This window comes from Streptomyces sp. NPDC104202 (assembly GCF_055584185.1).
This window is the reverse complement of the sequence record NZ_JBVJMN010000014.1, coordinates 114,064-137,364: the sequence shown is the minus strand read 5'-3', so window position 1 is coordinate 137,364 and position 23,301 is coordinate 114,064. Positions and strand designations below refer to the sequence as shown.

Genomic DNA, 23,301 nt, shown 5'->3' with positions numbered 1-23,301 from the left:
CCACCCCGAAGGGCTTCATCGTTCGACTTGCATGTGTTAAGCACGCCGCCAGCGTTCGTCCTGAGCCAGGATCAAACTCTCCGTGAATGTTTACCCGTAATCGGGTGACACTCGCGTTGAGCGGGACGGTCAAGCCGGAATATGGCCGACCGTCCACAGCGTCCTCGCTGTGTATGTTGCCTACCCGCCACAAGGGCCGGCAGGACTTTCAAAGGAACCTCGCCATCCGAAGATGGACGGGGTATCAACTAATCTGGCGTTGATTTTTGGCACGCTGTTGAGTTCTCAAGGTGCGGACGCTTCCTTCGTTCCTGTTTCCAGGCCCTCCGGGCGCTTCCTTCGTTTCCGACTCTATCAGATCTTTCCGATCCGATTTCCTCGGTGCTTTCCGGTCCCTTTTGCTTTCGCTCCGGGCCCTTCCGGCGGTTCCGACTCTATCAGATCCTTTCGGCGTCTGATTCCCAGTCAGCGGGGTTTGTCTTTCCGACTGTTGGGCCGTTCCGACGTCTCAAACTCTAGCGGATTTCCCCGGCGCCTCATAATCGAGACTTTCGAAATGAATTTCGGCATGCCGAAATTCATCCCGGTGGGGAGATCGTACTGAGTAGAGGTGCCGCATCAGCGGCGGGAGTGGCTGTCGGAGAACCGTTCCGGCTCGGCGACAACTCGGAGAACACTACGCATCCGGTGGAGGCGTGTCAACCCCCCTCCGGAGGCGTCAGTCGAGGTCCTTCAGGCGGCCACCGGCATCGGGCTGGGTGAGCTCGACGCGGCGGAGGAGCCGGATGAGGACCTCGCCGAGGATGCCCCGCTCCTCGGCGGTGAGGTCCTGGAGGAGGTCCTCCTCGAAGGCGGTGGCCATGCGCATGGCCTCCAGCCACTTGGAGCGGCCCTCGTCGGTCAGTTCGACGATGACGCGGACGCGGTTGTTCTCGTCGCGGTCGCGGGTGACCAGGCCCTCTCCCGCCATCCGGTCGATCCGGTGGGTCATGGCGGCCGGGGTGAGACCGAGACGCTTGGCGAGCTCACCCGGGCCCAGACGGTAGGGCTCGCCGGCGAGGACGAGGGTCTTGAGGACCTCCCACTCGGCGTTGCTGATGCCGAGGTCCGCGAGCTGGCGGCCGTACGCCACGTTCATGCGGCGGTTCAGCCGGCCGAGCGCGGAGACGACCTTCTCGACCTGGGGGTCGAGGTCGCGGAACTCGCGCTGGTAGGCGGCGATCTGCTCGTCGAGGCTCGGCTCCTGGGGGGCCTGCTGGCCGGACCGCTCAGTGGTGTCGGACATGCGGCGAGTATCCCACGGGGCCCGTTGGCATTGAAGTCCTTCGGTGTGTACTGTTAAGCCGTTAACTTTAGTGTTGAAGTCTTCAAGGTTCAGGGCTACACCTCTGAACCTGCGACCGAAGTGGGTGAGTGTGACCGAGGCGAGGGGCGCGATGCGCCGGATTCAGGCAGGCAGCGCGCTGAGCGCGTTCGGACTCGGCTTCACGGTGCCGTACCTCTATGTGTACGTCGCCCAGGTGCGGGATCTGGGCGCGGCGACGGCCGGCATCGTCCTGGCGGTCTTCGCCATGGCCGCACTGGTGGTGCTGCCCTTCAGCGGGCGGGCCATCGACCGTCGCGGGCCGGTCCCCGTGCTGCTGGTGGCCTCGGTGGTCGCGGCCGTGGGCGCGGTGGGGATGGGCTTCGCGTCCAGCGTGCCGGCGGCCGTGGGGGCCGCGGCGCTGCTCGGCGCGGGTACCGCGGTGCTGCAGCCGGCCCTCGCGACGATGATCGTCTGGTGCTCGACCCCGGTCGGGCGGACGCGGGCCTTCGCCATGCAGTTCTTCCTGCAGAACCTGGGTCTGGGCGTCGGCGGTCTGATCGGCGGTCTGCTGGTCGACACGACCCGTCCGGGCAGCTTCATCCTGCTGTTCTCGATCGAGGCGGCGATGTTCCTGGTCCTGGCGGCGATCGTGGGCACCGTGCGGATGCCGGGCTCCCCCGCCTTCCAGGGTGCCCGTCCCTCCGAGGGCGGCAAGGGCGGCGGCCTGCGCGCGCTGCTCGGGCACAAGGCGATGGTGCAGCTGTGCGTGCTGGGCTTCGTCCTCTTCTTCGCCTGCTACGGACAGTTCGAGTCGGGTCTCGCGGCGTACGGCACGGAGGCGGCCGGCATCCAGCCCTCCACGCTCGGGATCGCGCTGGCCGCCAACACGGCGGTGATCGTGGCCGCGCAGTTCCTGGTGCTGCGGTTCGTCGAGCGCCGCAGGCGCACCCGGGTGATCGCGGCCGTGGGCCTGATCTGGACCGTGGCGTGGCTGATCGCCGGGTACGCGGGTCTGGGGCACGGCAGCCAGGCGATGGCGACGGCGGCGTTCGTCTCCACGTACGCGCTGTTCGGGCTCGGTGAGGCGATGCTGTCGCCGACCGTGGCGCCGCTGGTGGCCGACCTGGCTCCGGAGTCGATGGTCGGGCAGTACAACTCGGCGTTCGCGCTGGTCAAGCAGTTGGCGCTGGCCGTGGGTCCGGCCGTGGGCGGGCCCATGGGGGCCGCGTTGCACGGTCCGTACATCGTGACGTTCGTGCTGTTCTCGCTCGGGATCACGTTCCTGGCCGTGCGGCTCGGCCGGCGGCTGACCCCGGAGCAGAACCAGCCGTCGCTCGCGTCGGCGAAGCCGTCGAAGGTCGTCGCCCGGCACCGGCCGGAGCCGAAGGTCGAGGCGGCCGTCTAGACCACGGCCGCCCCGGCACGAACTAGAGCGCGTCCTCCTTGACCACCCGGTCGGGGAGGGCGAACTCGCACCAGACCGCTTTGCCGCCGCCGGGTGTGCGGCGGCTGCCCCAGGACGAGGCGATCGTCGCGATGATCGAGATCCCGCGACCCGCCTCGTCCTCCGTCTCCGCCCTGCGGCGGCGCGGGAGGTGGTCGTCCCCGTCGGTGACCTCGATGATCAGCCGGCGGTCGGTGCGGCGCAGCCGCAGCCGCATGGGCGGGGTGCCGTGCTGGAGGGAGTTGGCGACGAGCTCGCTGGTGGCGAGGACGCCCAGGTCGCGGAGCTCGACCGGGAAGCGCCAGCTCGACAGGACGCCGGAGGCGAAGGCACGCGCGCGGGGCGCGGCCTCCACGCCGCCGAGGAGTTCCAGGGCCGCGTTGTGGAAGAGCTCGGCGTCGGTTCCCTCGCGGGAGGGGTGCTGGACGACGAGGACGGCCACGTCGTCGTCGTGTTCGGCGGTGACGCCCAGGGAGCGCAGCAGCCGGTCGCAGACGACCTGGGGGGTGCCGGTCGCTCCGGAGAGGGCGCGGGCCAGCGCGGCGACGCCCTCGTCGATGTCCTCGCGGCGGCGCTCGACCAGGCCGTCGGTGTAGAGGACGGCGGTGGAGCCGGGCGGCAGGGCGATGGAGCCGGAGGCGTGCAGCCAGCCGCCGGTGCCGAGCGGCGGTCCGGTGGGGTCCTCGGCGCGGCGGACGGTGCCGTCCTCGTCCCGGACGAGGATCGGGAGGTGGCCGGCGGAGGCGTAGACGAGCTTGCCCTCGCTGGGGTCGTGGATCGCGTAGACACAGGTGGCGATCTGGCTGGCGTCGATCTCGGCGGCGAGGCCGTCGAGGAGCTGGAGCACCTCGTGCGGGGGCAGGTCCAGGCGCGCGTAGGCCCGGACGGCGGTGCGGAGCTGGCCCATGACGGCGGCGGCGCGCACGCCGCGGCCCATCACGTCGCCGATGACGAGCGCGGTGCGGCCGGCTCCGAGGGTGATCACGTCGTACCAGTCGCCGCCGACGGCCGCGTCGGTGCCGCCGGGCTGGTAGGTGGCGGCGATCCGCAGGTCGTCGGGTTGTTCGAGGTCCTGCGGGAGCAGGGAGCGCTGGAGGGTGACGGCGGTCTCCCGGTGGCGGCGCTCGCTGGCCCGCAGCCGCTCGGCGGCCTCGGCGTGGTCGGTGACGTCGGCGGCGTGGACGAGGACGCCGCCGCCTTCGAGGCGGGGGCTGTCCACGGGCAGGCAGGTGACGGTGTAGGACCCGCCGTCCTGGGTGCGGCGGGACTTGACCGTGCGGGGCTTGCCGCTGCGCAGGACCTGGTCCATGAGCGGCAGCAGGCCGAGCTCCTCGGCCTCCGGGCAGCTGTCGGCGACGGTGGTGCCGGCGGGCCGGGGGCCGAACGCGGCGGCGTAGGCGTCGTTGACGTACGCGACGCGGTGCTCCGGGCCGTGGACGAGCGCGACCAGGCCGGGGAGCCGGCCGAGGAGCTCCCGGACGGAGAAGTCCTCCAGGGCGGGGACGTCGGCGGCCGCGGCGATGTCGGCGGCGAGGTGCTCCAGCTGCTGCCCGTACTCACCGCGGGCGGCGGGCACGGAGCCTTCGGTCCCCCGCGCCGCGCGGCGCTGCGTGCCGGGGAGCCGGGCGCTCCAACGGGTGAAGTTCACGGATCTGTATGCCTCGTGGTGTCGGTGCCGTGCAGAGTCACGCTGTGCAGGTGTGAGCCCACCTATGGTCACACGTCCAGTGTGGACGAGTGCACTGACAGTGATGTCAGGACGACGGCTTGTCGCCGGGGTCGGGCGGCGGGGCCGCGGCGAGTTCGAATTCGGCGCGGGGGTGTTCCAGCGAGCCGAGGGAGACGATCTCCCGTTTGAACAGGCCGGACAGGGTCCACTCGGCGAGGACCCGGGCCTTGCGGTTGAAGGTCGGGACCCGGCTCAGATGGTAGGCGCGGTGCATGAACCAGGCCGGATATCCCTTGAGCTTGCGTCCGTAGACGTGGGCGACCCCCTTGTGGAGGCCGAGGGAGGCGACCGAGCCGACGTACGCGTGCGCGTACCGGGTGAGCGGCCGGCCCCGGAGGGAGGCCGCGATGTTCTCCGCGAGGACCTTGGCCTGGCGGACGGCGTGCTGGGCGTTGGGCGCGCACTCCCTGCCGGGTTCCCCGGCGGTCACGTCGGGGACGGCGGCGGCGTCGCCGGCGGCCCAGGCGTGGGCGACGCCGTCGACGGCGAGTTCGGCGGTGCAGCGGAGCCGGCCTCGTTCGTTCAGTGGGAGGTCGGTGGCGGCGAGGAGGGGCGCGGGCTTCACGCCGGCGGTCCACACGACGGTGCGGGTGGGCAGCCGGGTGCCGTCGCTGAGCACGGCGACCCGGTCCTCGCAGGAGTCGAGGCGGGTCTCCAGGCGTACGTCGATGTTGCGGCCGCGCAGCTCGCGGATGGCGTAGCGGCCCATCTCGGCGCCGACCTCGGGGAGGATCCGGTCCGACGCCTCGACGAGGACCCAGCGCAGGTCCTCCGGCTTGAGGTTGTGGTAGTACCGCGCCGTGTAGCGGGCCATGTCCTCCAGCTCGGCGAGGGCCTCCACGCCCGCGTAGCCGCCGCCGACGAAGACGAAGGTGAGGGCGGCGTCGCGGATCGCGGGGTCGCGGGTGGAGGAGGCGATGTCCATCTGCTCGATGACGTGGTTGCGCAGGCCGATGGCCTCCTCGACGGTCTTGAAGCCGATGCCGTGGTCGGCGAGGCCGGGGACCGGGAGGGTGCGGGAGACGGAGCCGGGCGCGATGACCAGTTCGTCGTAGACGAGCTCGGTCGTGCCGGTTCCCTCCTCCTCGGTGGCGAGGGTGGCGAGGGTCGCGGTCCGCTTGGCGTGGTCGACGGACCGGACCTCGCCGATGACGATGCGGCAGCGGTCGAGGACCCGGCGGAGCGGGACGACGACGTGCCGGGGCGAGATGGAGCCGGCCGCGGCCTCGGGGAGGAACGGCTGGTACGTCATGTAGGGCTCGGGCGTGACCACGACGATCTCGGCGGCGCCGGCTCTCAGCTCGGCCCTGAGCTGCCGCTGGAGGCGCAGCGCGGTGTACATGCCGACGTAGCCACCGCCGACCACGAGAATGCGCGCAGGTTCGGTCACTGTCCCATGACGCACCCCCGTCCGTTGTTTGTCCACAGCCCCGGCAAATTGTGTGACCGGAGGGGTACGGAGGCGCGGGGTGGCGCACGGCGCGGGTGCGGGGTGATCGGTGCAGGTCAGGGCGGGTCGGGTGGGGCCGTCGAGGGGTCGGAATCGGGAGTGTTCCGGGCCTTGCTCCGATCGGGGGGCGCACCGTACGGAACTTCCCCTTCTGAATTGACCCGGACTCAACTATGTTCGTACTTCGTCGGGGTGTCGGACCGGAGCGCGTGGACCGAAGCGCTGATCGGCCGGAAACCCCGTGTCAGGGCGGGGAGTCTCCGGGGGGAGACATCATGAGCGGGGGAACGCTTATGCAGATTCAGGATTCGCGATGGCAGTCGGGCGCCGCGACGGCGATCGTCGACGACGGCCACGGTGCGGGGGGCGCTGCCTCCGAGCCGCGCAACGGGACGCTGCCGTCCCACGGCAGGTCCGCGCCGCTGCGCGTGGACGCCCAGCGCAATCTGGAGCACGTCCTGCGGGCCGCGCGCGAGGTGTTCGGCGAGCTCGGTTACGGGGCTCCGATGGAGGACGTCGCGCGCCGCGCCCGGGTCGGGGTCGGCACCGTGTACCGCCGCTTCCCGAGCAAGGACGTGCTGGTGCGCCGGATAGCCGAGGAGGAGACCTCCCGGCTGACCGAGCAGGCGCGAGCCGCGCTGGGGCAGGAGGAGGAGCCGTGGTCGGCGCTCTCCCGCTTCCTGCGGACCTCGGTGGCCTCGGGCGCGGGCCGGCTGCTTCCGCCGCAGGTGCTGCGGGTGGGCGTGGACGAGCCGTCGGTGCTGCCCGCCATCGCCGACGACGGTGACGGCGTGGCCCGGGTGCCGTACCAGCGGGGCGGCGCCGAGCAGGGCGACGCCCGGGTGGCCGTGCCGCGCGGTGTGCCGGCGGACGAGCGGGACGACGCGGGAGCGGCGGAGCTGCTGGAGGTCGTCGGCCGGCTCGTCGACCGGGCCCGCGAGGCGGGTGAGCTGCGGACGGACGTCACCGTCGCGGACGTCCTCCTCGTGATCGCCACGGCCGCGCCGGCGCTGCCGGACGCGGTGCAGCAGGCGGCCGCCTCGGCCCGGCTGCTCGACATCCTGCTGGAGGGCCTGCGGTCCCGGTAGGCCCCGTGGCACCGGAGGCCCGGCGGGGCCGTCGAGGTCCCGCGGGCTCCTTCACGGCCCGGTGGGAGAAGACCGTTTCGTGGTCCGGGCGGACCAACGACCATGACACGAACGTGTGAGCGGTCACGCCCGGATACCGGAAGTCTCCCCGGACGAGTGGTAAGTGGTCGCGGCGCTTCGGCGTGCCCGCGCTCTGTGGCAGTCTTGCCCGGTATTCGGGTCTGGGCGTGCGTACGGGGGCTTCCGCGATGAGCGGTGACGGTCGGGACGAACCGGTGGGCGGCGCCGGCACGGAGCCCGGAGGGCGGACCTCCCCGCAGGTGCCGAGCCAGGCCGGTCCCGCAGGACACCCCGCGGTGCGCGCCGGCCGGCCAGGCCGGTTCGAGGCGAGCGTGCCGCAGCAGCGCGAGGGCAAGCCGGGCGGGCCGGCGGCCGCGGGACACCCCGCCGGGGGAGGCGAGGGGACCGGGCACCCCGACCACGACGAGGACGCCTCCGAGGAGGGCGTGCTTCCGCCGCCCCTCGTCCTGCCCCCGTCCGACCCGGAGCTCGTCCAGCTCATGCGGGAGGGCGACGACTCCGCGTACGAAGAGCTGTTCCGCCGCCATTCCGACGCCGTCCGGCGGTACGCCAGGACCTGCTGCCGGGACGCGCACACCGCCGACGACCTGACCGCCGAGGTGTTCGCCCGCACCCTCCAGGCCGTCCGGGGCGGGGCCGGGCCCGAACAGGCCGTGCGCGCCTATCTGATGACCACCGTCCGGCGGGTCGCGGCGAACTGGGCCAGGACCCAGCGGCGCGAGCACCTCGTCGAGGACTTCGCCGTCTTCGCGGCCGAGGCCGCCCGCTCCTCCGAGGTCTCCGACCAGGACACGATGGACCTCGGCGCGGACGTCCGCGCCATGCACGAGGCCGAGCAGTCCCTCGCCCTGCAGGCGTTCCGTTCGCTGCCCGAGCGCTGGCAGGCCGTGCTGTGGCACACCACCGTCGAGGAGGAGTCGCCCAGCGACGTCGCCCCGCTCTTCGGTCTGACGGCGAACGCGACAGCTGTCCTCGCGAGCCGGGCCCGCGAGGGCCTCAAGCAGGCCTATCTGCAGGCCCACGTCAGCCAGTCGCTGACGGCGGGCGGCGACTGCGCCCGCTACGCGGACCGGCTCGGCGCCTACGCGCGCGGCGGACTGCGGATGCGGGCCGAGCGCGGCCTGCGCAAGCACCTCGACGAATGCGCCAGGTGCCGGCTGGCCGCCGGCGAACTCGCCCAGGTGAACGCCGGGATCCCCGCGCTGCTGCCGGTCGCCGTCATCGGCTGGTTCGCCGCCGGCTACACGCTGAAGGCCGCCGGTGTCGTCGCGGGCGGCGCCGTCGGCGCGGCGGGTGCCGGGGCCGCGGCCGCCGCCTCCGGCTCCTCCGGGGGCGCGGCCTCCGGCGGGGCCGCCGCCGAGGGGCTCGGCGTGCCCGCGAAGGCCGGCATCGCCGCGGCGATGGCGGTCGCCGCGGCCGCCGGCCTCGTCTGGGCCATGGCCGGCGACCCCCGGCCGGTGGCCGCGCCCGCGCCGGCGCCCCCGGTCGTCATCCCCGTGGTGCCCCCGGCGCCCGCGCCGCCGCCGAAGGCCGCGCCCACGCCCGTACCCCCGCCGCCGCCCGTCCGGTCCGAGCCGCCCGCGCCCCGGCCGACGCCCTCACCCACGCCGCCGCCCGCGAAGCCCTCGCCGAAGCCGGCGCCCCCGCCGAAGCCCGCCCCGAAGCCGAAGCCGACGCCCCCGCCGGCCCCCCGTCCGACACCGACGCCCGAGAAGCCGTCTCCGAAGCCGACGCCTCCGCCCGCGCCGCCGACCGTCTACCGGGTCGGGGAGCTGCGGTACGGCGTCCTCGGCGACGGCACCGGGCCCGAGGTGTCGCTCTCGGACAGCAGCTGGATGTGGCAGCGCCGCGGCCTCTCCCTCGGCGGCACCACGTACGCGCACGGGGTGAGCGTCCACGCGCCGTCCTCGGTGCTCGTCGACCTCAACCGGCCGTGCACGGCCTACGACGCGGTCGTCGGCATCGACGACCTGAGCGCCCTCCTGGGCGTCGGCGGCGTCCGCTTCTCCGTCTACGGGGACGGCGAGAGGCTCTGGCGCTCCGGCGTCGTCCGCGCGGGCGACGCCCCGCTCCCCGTGCACGTCGACCTCGCCGGCCGCAGCACCCTCCGGCTCGTCGTGGAGGAGCACACGCCGTTCGGGCGGGTGGCGGTCGCCGACTGGGCGGACTCCCGGATCAGCTGCTCCTGATCCCCTCGGGGCGCTCGACGAGGGCCAGGACGGCGTCGACGTCGAGGCCCGTGCCGGCCGCGCGGGCGGCGGCGAGGCCGGCCGCGCCGAGGGCGGCGAGGCCCTGCGCCCGCACGGCTTCGGCGTCGCGGCGCTGCGGGACCGAGCGGGGTATGTCGCGGCGCCAGACGTCGACGGCGGCCAGGACGGTGACGGCGAGGGCGGCCTCGCCCGCCGTCGCCAGGGTGAGGGCGACGCCCTCGCCGAGCGCCGCGTACACGAGGTCGGCGCACTGGCCGTCCCGGGCGAGCCGCAGGGCGGAGACGGCGTGGCCGACGGCTTCGGCGCCCTTGCCCTCGTGCGCCTCGACCAGGGCGGTGAGGCCGCTGACCGCGGCCGAGAAGTGCGTGGGCGGGGTCCCGAGCGTGACCCGCCGGCGGGCGTCCTCCAGCAGGACCCGGGCCTTCGCGATCTCGCCCCGGTGGAGCGCGATGGCGGCCCGCAGGAAGCCGACGAACGTGAGGGAGTCCTCGACGTGGTAGCGCTCGGCCTCCACCTCGGCCTCGGCCAGGCCCTTCTCGGCGGCGTCCATGTCGCCCCGGTGGTAGTCGAGTTCGGCCATCCGGGCGAGGAGGAAGGGGCTCTCCGCGTGCGCCCCGACCTCGCGGGCGAGACCGAGGGCCTCCCCGTAGGCCGCGCCCGCCTCCTCGTGGCGGCCGCGCATCATGTGCGCCTCGGCCGCCGCGCTCGCGATCTGCGCGCCCATCCAGCGGTCGCCGACGCTCCGGGCCAGGCGGTGGAGCTCGGCCAGGTCGTCGTCGACCCCCGGCAGGTCGCCGGGCATGTCGACGACCATGTGCGTCCGGAACATCAGGGTGACGCCGACCTCCCAGTCGCCGCCGTGCAGGCGGCAGTTGGCGACGGCGGCGTCCAGCATGGCGCGGATCGTGGCCGGGTCCTCGGTGAGGTACGCGGTGAACGGCCAGAGCAGGCCGGGGAAGCGGGCCGCCTCGGGGCCCGGGTGGGTGCCGAACGCCGCTCGCACCCGCTTCACCACGTCCGAGAGCTCGGGGTCGTCGCGGAACTCGCCGGCCGCGTGGTTCTCGACGGCGAGGAAGAAGTACAGCATCCGCAGGTGCATGCGCGGCCAGTACCGCGGGTCGGCCGGGTCGTCGGGGTCCTCGCCCAGCGCGAGCGCGCGCTCGGCCCAGGCCAGGCCCTCGGGTCGGTAGTTGCGCAGCCACCAGAACCAGCCCATGGCGAACACCAGCCGGTGGGCCGCGGCCTCGTCCGGGGCGGTGAGGAGGGTGCGGTGCAGGGCGGCGCGGATGTTGTCGAGGTCGCGCTCGATCCGCTCGATCCAGGGCAGCTGCTCCCCCGACCGCAGGCGCGGCTCGGCGGTCTCGGCGAGCGCCGTGAAGTGGGCGGTGTGGACGGCCTCGGCGGCGGCGAGGGTGCCGGGGGTCTCGGCGGCGCGCTCGGAGGCGTACTCGTGGATGGTCTCCAGGAGTCGGTAGCGCATCTCTCCGCCGTCGACGGGCGTGGCGACGACGAGGGACTTGTCGACGAGGGCGCCCAGGGAGTCGGCGGCGCGCAGCGAGAGGGCCTCCGCGGCGGCCAGGTCCCAGCCGCCGGCGAAGACCGAGACCTGGCGGAGCAGGGTGCGCTCGTCGGCGTCGAGCAGGTCCCAGGACCAGTCGACGACGGCGCGCAGGGTCTGCTGCCGGGGCAGGACCGTGCGGGAGCCGGAGGTGAGCAGCCGGAACCGGTCGTCGAGGCGGTCGGCGATCTGGCGCGGGGTGAGCAGCCGGAGGCGGGCGGCGGCCAGTTCGATGGCGAGCGGCAGGCCGTCGAGGCGGCGGCAGATCTCGTCCACCGCGTCGCCGTCGCGCACGGGGTCGAACGACGGGCGCACCGCGCGGGCCCGCTCGGTGAACAGCCGGTGGGCCGGGTCGGGTGGGAGCGGCTCCACGGGACGGACGGACTCGCCGGGTACGCCGAGGGGTTCGCGGCTGGTGGCGAGGATGCGGAGCCCCGGGCAGCGGGTCAGGAGGGTCTCGGCGAGCGCGGCGGCCGCGTCGACGACGTGCTCGCAGTTGTCGAGGACCAGCAGCAGCGGGCGGCGGGACAGGTGCTCCACGAGGTGGACCACCGGGTCGTCCTGGAGGGGCACGCCGTCGCGGGTGATCAGGTTGATCTCGCGGAGGCGGAGCGCGGACAGCACCGCGCCGGGGAGCGCGTCGGGGTCGTCCAGCGGGGCGAGCTCGGCGATCCAGGCCGCCGGTCCGACGGCCCGGAGGGCGGCCTCCTCCGCGAGCCGCGTCTTGCCCGAGCCGCCGGGTCCGGTGAGCGTGACGAGCCGTGAGCGGCCCAGGTCCGCGTCGAGGGCGGCGAGCTCCGGCTCCCGGCCGACGAAGGAGGTGAGCCGGGGGCGGATGTTGCCGCGCGCGGGGTCGGCGGGGGCGGGGGACGTCCGGGGCGCGCCCGCGGGCGGCGGGGCCTGGGCGGGGGTCTCGGCCGGGACCGCTCCGGTGACAAGTTCGTGGTGGAGCGCGGCGAGTTCGGGGCCGGGGTCGGCGCCGAGGCCGTCGGCGAGGGTGCGGCGGGCCGACTCGTACGCGGTGAGGGCGTCGGCCTGGCGGCCCTCGGCCCGCAGGGCGCGGATGAGCTGGGCGTGGAACGTCTCGTCGTACGGGTGGGTGGTGGTCAGCTCGGACAGTTCCGGTACGAGCCCGTCGGTGGCGCCCCGGCGCAGGTCCGCCTCGACGCGCCGGCGCAGGGCCGCGAGCCGCTGGGCCTCGGGACGGACGCCGGCCGGTTCGGGAAGGTCGGAGAGGGCGGGGCCGCGGAAGAGCGCGAGGGCCTCGCGGAGGAGCGTGGCGGCGGCGTCGGGGTCGTCGGCGTCGAGGCGGGTGCCCGCGTCCCGGACCAGGCGCTCGAAGACGTACAGGTCGATGTCGTCGGGTCCGGCGACGAGCCGGTAGCCGGGGCCGGGGGTGGAGGCGACGGCCTCCCTGCCGACGGCCCGGCGGAGGCGGCCGACCAGGGCCTGGAGGGCGGCGGGGGTGTCGAGCGGCGGTTCGTCGCCGTACACGTCGTCGGCGAGTTCGGTGACGGACGCGGCCCGGCCGCCGCGCAGCGCCAGCGCGGCCAGCAGCGCGCGCAGCCGGGCCCCGCCGAGGGGGAGGGGGGTGCCGTCGGGCCGGAGGGCCTCGGTGGTGCCGAGGATGAGATACCGCACCGGCCCATTGTGTCCGGTGCCCCGGACCCGCGCCTCGGGGTTTGCCCGGACCTCAGAAGGCCGCGGTGTCGCCGCGTGCAGAAGATCCGGGCGTACGCGCGCGCGGGCATCCCCCTGTACCTCCTCGTCGACCCCGGGACGACCGTCCCCAGCTTGTGGACGGACTTGTCCGCGGGTCGCGGTGGAGGCGGACGTCCCTCGGCGCCGAGGAGGACGGCGTCGGGCGCGTGCCACTCCTGCTGGTCGTCGAAACTGCCCTTGGGGGCGATGACGAGGTCGGGGATGACCCGGACCGTGTCGGCGGTCCCGGAGAGAGCGAGCCCGATGCCGGTGGAGCGGCCCACGTTCTTGTCATGGTCGGTCTCCTCGGGACTCGCACCCTCGCGGTCGGGCATCCCCCCGGAGAACGCGTCGTCCGGAACCGGCACGGGCATCGCCATGCTGGGCCGGCCTCCTTGGCTCGGTGCGACGTCCTCAGCTTGGGACGGGCGGCCCGGCCGGGTCCGGAACCCGTTCACTCGAGCGAGCGTCCTGTGACGTTTCGCCCCCGGTCCGGCCGCCCCTCACGCGGGGAGCGACCTCGACGCCGGGACCAGCGGGCCCTGGACCGCCCGGTGGGCGCGGGACTCGGTGGTGCCGGTCCAGCAGGAGCCGCGGCGGGCGAGCAGGCGGCGGAGCCAGAGCTCGGTGGAGACGAGGTCGGCGAGGCCGTCGAGGGGGACGGGCGCGCCGTCGGCGGCGGCGCGCAGCGCGTCCCGGACGACCCGGGCCTCGATGAGGCCGGCGTCGGCGAGGAGCGGGGCGTCGAAGAGGGCGACGAGGTGGGGGAGGGCGGCGCGGAGGCCCGCGCGGGTGGCGGCGGCGGGCACGGCCGGATGGGGGGCGCCCCAGCCCGGGGGGAGGTCGTGGACGCCGGCGCCGGACAGGACGGTGCGCAGGACGCCGGCGCGGGCGTCGGGCTGGACCCGGAGGGACTCGGGGAGCACCCGGCAGGCCCGTACGACCTGGTTGTCGAGGAAGGGGGCGTGCAGCCGCTGGCCGCGGATCTCCGCGGCCTGCTCCAGGACCCGGTGGTCGGCGGCGGCGCGGGCGAGGGCGGCACGCGCGCGTGCCTCGCCGGGGCGCTGGACGGAGGAGGGGAGGGTCGCCGCCCGGTTCAGCCGAACCGATACTTCGGCCAGCGCCTCCCCCGTCAGCCAGCGCGCCGCGGGCCCCGGCCGCGACCAGGCGAGGGCGGACAGCGACGCCTCCAGGGGGCCGAAGCCGTCCGGGGCGGTGCGGTTCGCCTCCAGGACGCGGCGGGCGGCCGCCTCCAGACCCGTCCGGTACGGGGTACGGGCCAGCTTCCGCGCCGCCCGGTACACGGTCAGCGGCACCAGGAGCGAGCCCGCGGACGGGCCCGACGCCTTGGCCAGGGCGGTCACGGGACGGACCAGCGAACGGCGCCGGCGGTCCATCAGGAGGTCGGCGAGGCGCGCCGGGTGCGCGTCCAGGACCTGCTTGGCGCCCATCCCGGTGAAGTGGTCGGCGCTGCCGCCGGCGAGCCGGCGGCGGTGCCGCTCGGCCGTGACGAGCGCGGGCCCCGGCTCGTCGGTGAGCGGCCCGTCCAGGGCGGCGTACGGGAGCGCCTCCTCGCCGGCCGCCACGACGACGTGGTGCAGGCGCGGGTCCGCCGCCAGCTCCCTGGCCCGCTTCAGCTCGTCCTCGCGTCCCGAACCCCCGCGGGTGGCGAGGTCGTTGAAGGTGACGGCCAGCAGCCGCTCCCCCGCGCCCGCGCCGTGCCCGATGATCGTGCCCGGCACGCCGGGGAGCCCGGCCGCCAGGAGGGCGAGGGTGCCGGAGGCGCTGCCGCCGGAGAGGTCGGCGCCGATGCCGGGGGCCGGACCCGCGCCGCGGGCCGCCCGCCGGTCGGCGGGCCCCATGCCGGGGACGGGACCGGGGTCGGGCAGCGGGACCTCGGGCGCGTGGCGGGGGGCGGTGAGCCGGGCGCGCACCGCCTCGACGAGGGCGTCCCGCACGCCCTCGACGGCCTGCCGGGGGTCGGCCTCGGCCGCCGCGACCGCGAGCGAGGCGACCTGTTCGTACCCGGCGATCTCCCGCGCGCCCTCCCGCAGGATCAGCGCGTGGCCCGGGGGGACGCGCCGGACCCCCTCGTACGGGGTGGAGTCGCGCAGCGCCTCCGGCGTCTCGGGGCAGGCGAGGAGGGCGGCCAGGTGGCCGATGTCGAGCTGGGCCTCGACGAGGTCGGCGAGCGGCAGGGCTGCCGTGGCGAACGCGGTGCCGCCCGCCCATGGGGTGTGGAACACGGGCCGGGCGCCGGCGAGGTCACCGGTGACGGTGACGCGGCGGCCGGCCTTGACGACGGCCGTGTAGCTGCCCGGCCAGGCCGTGAGGTGCCGCAGCGCGCCCCCGCGCGCGGTGAGCAGGCCGATGCGCAGTTCCTCGTCGCTGGCGGCGCAACAGCCGAGGACGGCGAGGCGGGTGTGGTCGTCGACGGCGACCAGGCGCACCTCGTCGGGCCGCCAGTCGCCGACCGCCCACAGCGGGTCGGGGCCGTCCCACAGGAGTTGTGCGCCCACGGGCTGCACCGTGCGCCCCTCGGCCGCCGGGCCGGACGGGGCGTAGGCGCCGTGGGCGGTGCCGGGGCCGTGACCCGCGGAGCCGTGTCCGCCGTTCACCGCCCCCGCCCGTGCTCCGGCGGCCGTGGTGACGTTCGCGGCGACACTGCTCCAGCCCACCAGCCATCGCATCGGCGCCTCCGCATCCGTTTCGGTGGGAGACATGCTGCCACGACAACGGCGCACGGGGCGGAGTCCGGGTGCACGCGCGCGAAAGGCGAATGCGCCCCTGGCATGGGCCAGTTGAGGGCGCGGGGGCACCGGCGTCATTCGGCCAAATATCGACCGTCCCCGAGAGGTTTGAAACACGTGCGGACCGGTTCGGTCACACCCGGACCTTCGGCAGCCCGGGAGGCGCTCCCGCCTCCCGGCGCCGTCGCCGCCCGCGGGGAATGGGGCGGCGATGTCCCCCAGCCCACTGGTCCGGGACGCCGTTCCCGGCCGAGTGGGCCGACCCACGCGGTACTCATGGAAGCGCTCCCCCACCCACGGGACGAGAGCGCACGGCCGGGCGCACGACCACACGGCCGGAGCACGGACCGGTCCGGCGGAGCCCCCCGGCGACCGGTCACACAACAATCTCGCCATACGGAACACCGCCCCTTAACGGTAGGGATGCGGCGAACTACGCTGTGTTTACGAATGCCGCACGCCTATGCCCGGCGTCGTGGCGGCCGTCTGGGTGGTCGAGGGGTGGCGTCATGTCCAGGGAGCAACGCGGGCCGAACGACAAGCTCGGCACGGTTCTCGCCCTCGCGGGAATCAGCAACGCCGGGCTCGCCCGGCGCGTCAACGACCTCGGCGCGCAGCGGGGTCTGACGCTTCGTTACGACAAGACCTCGGTCGCCCGGTGGGTGTCGAAGGGCATGGTGCCGCAGGGCGCCGCCCCGCACCTGATCGCCGCGGCGATCGGGCAGAAGCTCGGCCGGCCCGTCCCCCTGCACGAGATCGGGCTGGCGGACGCCGACCCGGCGCCCGAGGTCGGGCTCGCCTTCCCGCGCGACGTGGGCGAGGCCGTGCGCTCGGCCACCGACCTGTACCGGCTGGATCTCGCCGGCCGACGGGCCGGGGGCGGCGGCATCTGGCAGTCGCTGGCGGGGTCGTTCGCGGTCAGCGCCTACGCCACGCCGACCTCCCGCTGGCTGATCACCCCCGCCGACCCGTCCGTCGAGCGCGAGGCCCCGCGGCCCGGAGCGGCCGCCGCGACGACCGCGGAGCACGCGCGCGTGGGGCACAGCGACGTCGCCAAGCTCCGCGAGGCCGCCGAGGACGCGCGCCGCTGGGACTCCAAGTACGGCGGCGGGGACTGGCGCTCCTCCATGGTCCCCGAGTGCTTACGGGTCGACGCCGCGCCGCTGCTGCTCGGCTCGTACTCCGACGAGGTCGGCCGCGCCCTGTTCGGCGCGACCGCCGAGCTGACCCGGCTGGCCGGCTGGATGGCCTTCGACACCGGGCAGCAGGAGGCCGCCCAGCGCTACTACATCCAGGCGCTGCGGCTCGCCCGCGCCGCCGCCGACGTGCCGCTCGGCGGGTACGTCCTCGCCTCGATGTCGCTCCAGGCCACCTACCGGGGCTTCGCCGACGAGGGCGTCGACCTCGCCCAGGCCGCCCTGGAGCGCAACCGGGGGCTCGCGACCGCCCGCACCATGTCCTTCTTCCGGCTCGTCGAGGCACGCGCGCACGCCAAGGCCGGCGACGGCATCGCCGCCGCGGCCGCGCTCAAGTCCGCCGAGGGGTGGCTGGAGCGGTCCCGGACGGGCGACGCCGACCCGACCTGGCTCGGCTTCTACTCGTACGACCGGTTCTGCGCCGACGCCGCCGAGTGCTACCGGGACCTGAAGGCGCCCCGCGAGGTGCGCCGCTTCACCGAGCAGGCGCTGTCCCGGCCGACCGAGGAGTTCGTCCGCTCCCACGGGCTGCGGCTCGTCGTCTCGGCCGTCGCCGAGCTGGAGTCGGGCAACCTGGACGCGGCGTGCGCGGCCGGCACGCTCGCGGTCGAGGTGGCCGGGCGGATCTCCTCGGCGCGGACCACGGAGTACGTGCGCGACCTGCTGCACCGGCTGGAACCGTACGGGGACGAGCCGCGGGTCATGGAGCTCCGGGAGCGCGCCAGGCCGCTCCTGGTCGCACCGGCGTGACACGCGTCCCACGGAACGGGCGTTTAACGGCGATGTCAGTGGGCCAGTGCACTATCGGGGGTGGGAGGTGGCGCTGGTGTTTGACTGTGACGTGCTGGTGATCGGCGGCGGGATCGTCGGGCTGTCGACGGCGTACGCGCTGACGCGGGCCGCTCCCGGCACGCGGGTCACCGTCCTGGAGAAGGAGCACGCCCTCGCGCGCCACCAGACCGGGCGCAACAGCGGGGTGATCCACAGCGGGATCTACTACCGGCCCGGCTCGCTCAAGGCGCGGTTCGCCGTCGAGGGCGCGGCCGAGATGGTCAAGTTCTGCGCCGAATGGGACATTCCGCACGAGGTGACGGGAAAGCTGATCGTCGCCACCACGCGCGAGGAGCTGCCCCGGCTGCACGCCCTGGTCCAGCGCGGCCGGGAGAACGGCATCCCGGTGCGCGAGCTCGGCCCGAGCCAGATCAGCGCGTACGAGCCCCGGGTGCGGGGCCTCGCCGCGATCCACGTCGGCACCACCGGCATCTGCGACTACGGCGCCGTGTCCCAGCGGCTCGCCGAGTCCTCCGGCGCCCGCATCCTGTACGGCGCGGAGGTCACCGTCGTCGACCGGCGCCCCTGGGGCGTCGCCGTGCGGACCGCCGACGGTCGCGTCGTGCGGGCGCGCGTCCTGGTGAACTGCGCGGGGCTCCACTGCGACCGCATCGCACGGCTCGCGGGCGACGACCCGGGCATGCGGATCGTCCCCTTCCGGGGGGAGTACTACGAACTCGCGGACCCCTCGCTCGTGCGGGGCCTGGTCTACCCCGTGCCCGACCCCGCCTTCCCCTTCCTCGGCGTCCACCTCACCCGGGGCATCGACGGCGGCGTCCACATCGGGCCGAACGCCGTCCCGGCGCTGGCACGCGAGGGATACGGCTGGTCCGTCGTCCGCCCCCGCGAACTCGCCGGCACCCTCGCCTGGCCCGGCTCCTGGTCCATCGCCCGCGCCCACTGGCGGTACGGCGCCGGCGAACTCCACCGCTCGGTCTCCAAGCGGGCCTTCACCGCGGCCGTGCGACGGCTGCTCCCGGTCGTCGAGGAGTCCGACCTGCGGCGGGCGGCGCCGGGCGTGCGGGCCCAGGCGGTCCTGCGGGACGGCACCCTCGTCGACGACTTCCTCATCCGCGAGGCGGCCCGCACGGTCCACGTGCTCAACGCACCCTCCCCCGCGGCGACGGCCTCCCTCCCCATCGGCCGGGAGGTGGCGGGCCGCGCCCTCGCCCTGCTGTGACCCCGCACCGGGCGGCCGGGCGGAGGCCCGCCCGGGGGCGGCGCCGTAGAATCGGCGGCATTGTGTCTGAGCACCCTGAGAAGAACACCCAGCCCGCCGCCGCCCCCGCCCAGCCCGTCGCGCGGCGGGGCAGCCGGATGTTCGCACCCGGGGAAGGGCCGATGCCCGACCCGGCCGGGGCGCATCACGAGCGGCGCATCCGGAGTTTCCAGCCGCGCCGCAGCCGCGTCACCTACGGCCAGGCCGAGGCGATGCTGAAGCGCTGGCCCGACTGGGGCCTCGACATCGACGGCAAGGGCGTCCTCGACCTCGGCGAGATGTTCGGCGGCCTGCCGGTCGTTCTGGAGATCGGCTTCGGGATGGGCGAGGCGACCGCGCAGATGGCCGCCGCCGACCCCGGCACCGGCATCCTCGCCGTCGACGTGCACACCCCCGGCCAGGGCAACCTGCTCGGCCTCGCCGACCGCAACGGCCTGACCAACGTCCGGGTCGCCAACGGCGACGCGATCATCCTGCTCCGCGAGATGCTCGCGACGGACTCCCTCGACGGCTGCCGGGTCTACTTCCCCGACCCGTGGCCCAAGGCCCGCCACCACAAGCGGCGGCTGATCCAGCCCGAGTTCCTCGGCCTCCTCGCCACCCGCCTCAGGCCCGGCGGCGTGCTGCACTGCGCCACCGACTGGGAGTCGTACGCCGAGCAGATGCTGGAGGTCCTCTCCGCGCACCCCGACTTCGAGAACACCCGGGAGGACGGCGGCTTCGCCCCCCGCCCCGACTTCCGCCCCGTCACGCGCTTCGAGGGACAGGGCCTGGACAAGGGCCACGTCGTGCACGACCTGCTCTTCCGCAGGGTCCCGCGCGCGTAACCGCGTCGCACGGTGTCGGTGGGGGTGGCTAGGGTCGCTCACGTGTCGAATCCCGCCCCCGCCGAGCCGCCCCCCGAGGACACCGCGCCCGTCCCGCACCGGGACACCGACGAGCCGGCCTTCCCGGCCGCCGCCGACCGGTCCCAGTGGCGCTACCGGCCCCGCCGCGCGTTCTGGCGCAGCCGGGTCGTGCGGGCGATCACCGTCGTCACCCTGCTCACGCTCTGCGCCCTGGTCATCCTGGCGATGGTCCGCGAGCAGACCGGCACCCAGGGCTTCCTCGTCGGCCTGGGCCTCGCCGTGCTTCCCGTACCGCTGCTCATGGCCGCGTTCCGCTGGCTCGACCGGGTCGAGCCGGGGCCCTGGAAGAACCAGCTCTTCGCCTTCGCCTGGGGCGCCTTCGCCGCCGCGCTCGTCGCGATCCTGGCGAACTCCTTCGCGGTCCGCTGGATCGCCACGGCCACCGCCGACCCGGCCTCGGCCGACAACCTCGGGGCGACCGTGATCGCCCCGGTGGTGGAGGAGAGCGCCAAGGCCGCCGCGATCCTGCTGCTCTTCCTCTTCCGCCGGCGGCACTTCGGCGGGCTCGTCGACGGGGTCGTCTTCGCCGGCTTCACCGCGACCGGCTTCGCCTTCACCGAGAACATCCTCTACCTCGGCAACGCCTTCGGCGAGGACCAGGAGATCGGCTCCCCCGGCATCGGCATGGTGACCGCGGGCACCTTCTTCGTCCGGATCGTGATGTCGCCGTTCGCGCACCCGCTCTTCACCGTGCTCACCGGCATCGGCTTCGGCTTCGCCGCGCTCGCCCCGCGCGGCAAGCGGCTCCGCAAGGTGCTGCTGCCGCTCGCCGGACTGCTCCTCGCCATGGGACTGCACGCCGCCTGGAACGGCTCGGCCACCTTCGGCGGCCCCTGGGCCTTCTACGCGGTGTACGGCGCCCTGATGGTCCCGGCCTTCGGCCTGCTGACCTGGCTCGCCGTCTGGAGCCGGCAGCGCGAGCTGCGCACGATATCCGGCGAACTCCCCGCGTACGCCGCGGCCGGCTGGCTCTCCCCCGCCGAGCCCCTCGCGCTCTCCTCCATGCGGGCCCGCCGGCTGGCCCGCACCTTCGCCGCCGGCACGTACGGCCCCGCCGCCGCCCGCGCCGTCGGCGAGTACGAGTCCTTCGCCACCACCCTCGCCTTCCTCCGGGACCGGGCCCGCCGCGGCACGGCCGGCCCCGACTTCCGCGCCCGCGAGCAGGAACTCCTGCACCACCTCTGGCAGCGCCGGGCCCTCGCCTCCCCCGCCCTCACCCACGCGGCCCGCGCCACCGGCCGCGTCTGGGCACCGCCCCAGTACCTGGACTACGGCGGCTACAACCCGTACCGCAGCTAGGGGGTGCCTTGTCGATCAGGCCGGATCAGGGGCGGCGCGGTGCCGGACCCCGTGAACCCGGCGCGATCGGCGGAACGCCTCCTAGGCCGACGCCTCCGTGAGGAGGGTCAGGTCGGCCTCGGTGAGGGTGAGGTGGGCGGAGGCGACGAGGGCGGGGAGCTGGTCGACCGTGCGGGCCGAGGCGAGGGGGGCGGCGACGGTGGGGCGGGAGGCGAGCCAGGCGAGGGCGACGGTGGCGAGCTCGGCCCCGTGCGCCTCGGCGACCGCGTCGAGGGCGGAAAGAACGGCCCGGCCCCGCTCGGTGTCGAGGTGTCCGCCGGCTCCGGCGGCGCGGACGCTGTCGACGGTGGCGCCGGGACGGTACTTGCCGGTGAGGAAGCCGGCGGCGAGGCCGTAGTAAGGGACGGCCGCGAGCCCGGCGCGCTCGGCGGTCTCCAGGAGCGGGCCCTCGTAGGTCTCGCGGGAGACCAGGTTGTAGTGCGGCTGGAGGGCGACGTACCGGGTGAGCCCCTCGGCCTCGGCGAAGTCGAGGGAGGCGCGCAGTCGCTCGGGGGAGATGTTGGAGGCGGCGACGGCGCGCACCTTGCCGTCCTTCACGAGCTGGTCGAGGGCGGTGACGATCTCCTCGACCGGGACGGACTCGTCGTCGAAGTGCGTGTAGTAGAGGTCGATGTGGTCGGTGCCGAGCCGGCGCAGCGACTCCTCCGCGGCCCCCTTGATGGTCGGGGCGGAGAGCCCCTTGAAGCGGGGGTGGGCGCCCGCCTTGGTGGCGACGACGATGTCGGACCGGTTGCCGCGGGAGGCGAGCCAGCGGCCGATGACGGTCTCGGACTCGCCGCCCTCGTTGCCCTCGGCCCAGGCGGAGTAGACGTCGGCGGAGTCGACGAAGTTGCCGCCGGCGGCGGCGTAGGCGTCGAGGACGGCGAAGGACTCGGCCTCGTCGGCGGTCCATCCGAAGACGTTGCCGCCCAGGGCGAGGGGGAAGACGTGCAGGTCGGAGCTGCCCAGCGGGCGGAGAGAGGTCATGGGGGGATCAACCGCTCCGGGCGCCGGGCCTATTCCGGCGAAGGAACGGCGCGGACCCCGCACCAGGGGGTCCGCGCCGGTCTCACGAGGGTCGGGGCGTCAGAGCGAGAGGCCCTTGGAACGCAGCCACTGCGCCGGGTCGATGCCGTCGCCGCCCGCGGTGTGCACCTCCATGTGGAGGTGGGCGCCGGTGACGTTGCCGGTGGCGCCGACGCGGCCGATGGTCTCGCCGGTGCCCACGGTCTGGCCGGCGGAGACGGTCATCGACGAGAGGTGGCAGTACCAGACCTCGGTGCCGTCGGACAGCTCCAGGACGATCCGGTAGCCGTAGGAGCCGGACCAGCCGGCCGACTTCACGGTGGCGCCGTGGACGGCCTTGAGCGGGGTGCCGGTGGGCGCGGCGAAGTCGAGGCCGGTGTGGTAGCCGGAGGACCACATCGAGCCGGACTGCATGTAGGAGGCCGTGAGGGTGTACGAGGAGAGGGGCAGCGAGTAGCTCGCGGCGAGCTTGGCGAGGCGCTCGGCCTCGGCCTTCGCGGCGGCTTCCGCCTCGGCCTTGGCCTTCGCCTCCGCCTCGGCCTTCGCCTTGGCCTCGGCGGCCGCCTTCGCCGCCGCGTCGGCCTTGGCCGCGGCCTCCGCCGCCGCCTTCTCGGCCGCGGCGTCCTCCGCCGCGGCCTTGTCGGCGGCGTCGGCGGAGGCCTGCTGCTGCTCGGCCTGCTGGAGGATGCGGGCGCGCAGGGCCTCGCCCGCGTCGGAGGCGCCGCTCGCGGTCTTCGCGGCATGGTCGGCCGGGCCGGCGGGCTCGTCGGCGGTGGTGTAAGTGGCGGCGGTGAGCGGGTTGGGGTTGGCGCGGGCCGCGCTGACCGGCTCGGGCTCCTCGTCGGGCAGGAGGTCGCCGACGCCGGGGAGGTCGTGGGCGTCCGGCAGGCCGAGGTCGGGGAGGTCGGGGAGCGAGATCGCGACCGGGGGCTTCTCCTGCGCGGTGGCGAGGCCGCCCGCGCCGACCGCGGCGATGACGCCGACGCCGAGGACGGTGGAGGAACGGGCGAAGTTGGAGCGCTGCTTGACGACCCGGTGCCGGCCGCCGGAGCGCTCGGCGCGCAGGGAGCCCTCGGTGGGGTTCCACTCGGTGTCCGGGGCGGCGGGACCCGCACCGCCGCCGAAGGCATCGAAGGGGGCTTCGGGTGCGGGGGTGTTGGACGCCACTGAGGGGCGCTCCTTTCCTTCCTTCTCGCCTACCGGGTTAGCTGACGGGTTCGGAGCAGGAAGGTCTCCTACGGGCACGGTCGCACGGGTGCGAAGGGCCCGATTCACCCCAAGTGGTGGTTCCCCGGTTCCTTTTCAGGATTCGGCGCGCGCGCACGGTGCCGCCTCTTGCGACGGCTGGGACGACCGCGCTGCGTTATCGAACGTTAATAGACAGGGGGTCTTCATTCCAAGCCGTTCCTCTTGATCGTTCATCGAATTGGGAGGTAATGGCCCGAGTTGACCCCAGCTCAGCACGG

The 23,301-nt window shown here is 74.6% G+C and carries 14 protein-coding genes, 1 rRNA gene and 1 riboswitch; of the genes, 7 read left to right on the top strand and 8 right to left on the bottom strand.

All coding sequences use genetic code 11. The annotated features are described in order from the left end of the window. Both ACZ60W_RS12825 and ACZ60W_RS12820 read right to left on the bottom strand, forming a co-directional pair. Window positions 1-87, bottom strand: a 16S ribosomal RNA gene (locus tag ACZ60W_RS12825); the annotation flags it as partial. Window positions 88-718: 631 nt separating this feature from the next. After that, window positions 719-1,285: a MarR family winged helix-turn-helix transcriptional regulator gene (locus ACZ60W_RS12820; protein ID WP_469755347.1), complete on the bottom strand. Its 567-nt coding sequence runs from the start codon at window positions 1,283-1,285 to the stop codon at window positions 719-721. 151 nt (window positions 1,286-1,436) lie between these two features. Here ACZ60W_RS12820 and ACZ60W_RS12815 point away from each other — a divergent pair, with 151 nt between their 5' ends. Continuing rightward, window positions 1,437-2,711, top strand: a complete 1,275-nt coding sequence (locus ACZ60W_RS12815; RefSeq protein WP_469755346.1) for an MFS transporter — start codon at window positions 1,437-1,439, stop codon at window positions 2,709-2,711. A gap of 22 nt (window positions 2,712-2,733) precedes the next feature. On the opposite strand, the gene ACZ60W_RS12810 is transcribed toward ACZ60W_RS12815, so the two are convergent. Both ACZ60W_RS12810 and ACZ60W_RS12805 read right to left on the bottom strand, forming a co-directional pair. Then, the gene (locus ACZ60W_RS12810) at window positions 2,734-4,398 is read right to left on the bottom strand and encodes an ATP-binding SpoIIE family protein phosphatase (RefSeq protein WP_469755345.1); all 1,665 of its coding nucleotides are present in this window, start codon (window positions 4,396-4,398) and stop codon (window positions 2,734-2,736) included. A 106-nt stretch (window positions 4,399-4,504) separates the two neighbouring features. Then, a complete protein-coding gene (locus tag ACZ60W_RS12805; RefSeq protein ID WP_469755344.1) occupies window positions 4,505-5,869 on the bottom strand; it encodes an NAD(P)/FAD-dependent oxidoreductase in 1,365 nt (454 codons plus the stop codon). Window positions 5,870-6,222: 353 nt separating this feature from the next. Here ACZ60W_RS12805 and ACZ60W_RS12800 point away from each other — a divergent pair, with 353 nt between their 5' ends. Further along, the gene (locus ACZ60W_RS12800) at window positions 6,223-7,017 is read left to right on the top strand and encodes a TetR/AcrR family transcriptional regulator (protein ID WP_469755343.1); all 795 of its coding nucleotides are present in this window, start codon (window positions 6,223-6,225) and stop codon (window positions 7,015-7,017) included. 248 nt (window positions 7,018-7,265) lie between these two features. After that, window positions 7,266-9,287 carry a sigma-70 family RNA polymerase sigma factor gene (locus tag ACZ60W_RS12795; RefSeq protein ID WP_469755342.1) on the top strand — a complete coding sequence of 674 codons (2,022 nt, stop codon included), beginning with the start codon at window positions 7,266-7,268 and terminating at the stop codon, window positions 9,285-9,287. On the opposite strand, the gene ACZ60W_RS12790 is transcribed toward ACZ60W_RS12795, so the two are convergent. Next, entirely contained in the window at window positions 9,274-12,507 is a 3,234-nt protein-coding gene (locus tag ACZ60W_RS12790) for an ATP-binding protein (RefSeq protein ID WP_469755341.1), read from the bottom strand. The two genes, ACZ60W_RS12795 and ACZ60W_RS12790, sit on opposite strands and share 14 nt — an antisense overlap. A 563-nt stretch (window positions 12,508-13,070) precedes the next feature. Beyond that, on the bottom strand, window positions 13,071-15,257 hold the full coding sequence (locus tag ACZ60W_RS12785) for an asparagine synthase-related protein (protein ID WP_469755353.1): 2,187 nt from the start codon (window positions 15,255-15,257) through the stop codon (window positions 13,071-13,073). Between the two features lie 569 nt (window positions 15,258-15,826). Here ACZ60W_RS12785 and ACZ60W_RS12780 point away from each other — a divergent pair. The 4 genes from ACZ60W_RS12780 (at window position 15,827) to ACZ60W_RS12765 (ending at window position 20,770) form a co-directional block, all read left to right on the top strand. Next, complete coding sequence (locus ACZ60W_RS12780; protein ID WP_469755340.1) at window positions 15,827-17,263, top strand: MFS transporter; 1,437 nt, start codon at window positions 15,827-15,829, stop codon at window positions 17,261-17,263. Window positions 17,264-17,339: 76 nt separating this feature from the next. Then, window positions 17,340-18,524, top strand: a complete 1,185-nt coding sequence (gene lhgO, locus ACZ60W_RS12775) for an L-2-hydroxyglutarate oxidase (protein WP_469755339.1) — start codon at window positions 17,340-17,342, stop codon at window positions 18,522-18,524. 62 nt (window positions 18,525-18,586) lie between these two features. Then, the gene (gene trmB, locus ACZ60W_RS12770) at window positions 18,587-19,390 is read left to right on the top strand and encodes a tRNA (guanosine(46)-N7)-methyltransferase TrmB (protein WP_469755338.1); all 804 of its coding nucleotides are present in this window, start codon (window positions 18,587-18,589) and stop codon (window positions 19,388-19,390) included. A 42-nt stretch (window positions 19,391-19,432) separates the two neighbouring features. Beyond that, complete coding sequence (locus tag ACZ60W_RS12765) at window positions 19,433-20,770, top strand: PrsW family intramembrane metalloprotease (RefSeq protein WP_469755337.1); 1,338 nt, start codon at window positions 19,433-19,435, stop codon at window positions 20,768-20,770. An 81-nt stretch (window positions 20,771-20,851) separates the two neighbouring features. Here the strand turns inward: ACZ60W_RS12765 and ACZ60W_RS12760 are convergent, their stop codons facing one another. Both ACZ60W_RS12760 and ACZ60W_RS12755 read right to left on the bottom strand, forming a co-directional pair. Then, window positions 20,852-21,796: an aldo/keto reductase gene (locus tag ACZ60W_RS12760; RefSeq protein WP_469755336.1), complete on the bottom strand. Its 945-nt coding sequence runs from the start codon at window positions 21,794-21,796 to the stop codon at window positions 20,852-20,854. Between the two features lie 99 nt (window positions 21,797-21,895). Then, window positions 21,896-23,002, bottom strand: a complete 1,107-nt coding sequence (locus ACZ60W_RS12755; RefSeq protein ID WP_469755335.1) for a M23 family metallopeptidase — start codon at window positions 23,000-23,002, stop codon at window positions 21,896-21,898. Window positions 23,003-23,013: 11 nt separating this feature from the next. Then, a riboswitch (cyclic di-AMP (ydaO/yuaA leader) is annotated at window positions 23,014-23,160 on the bottom strand. Window positions 23,161-23,301 lie beyond the last annotated feature (141 nt).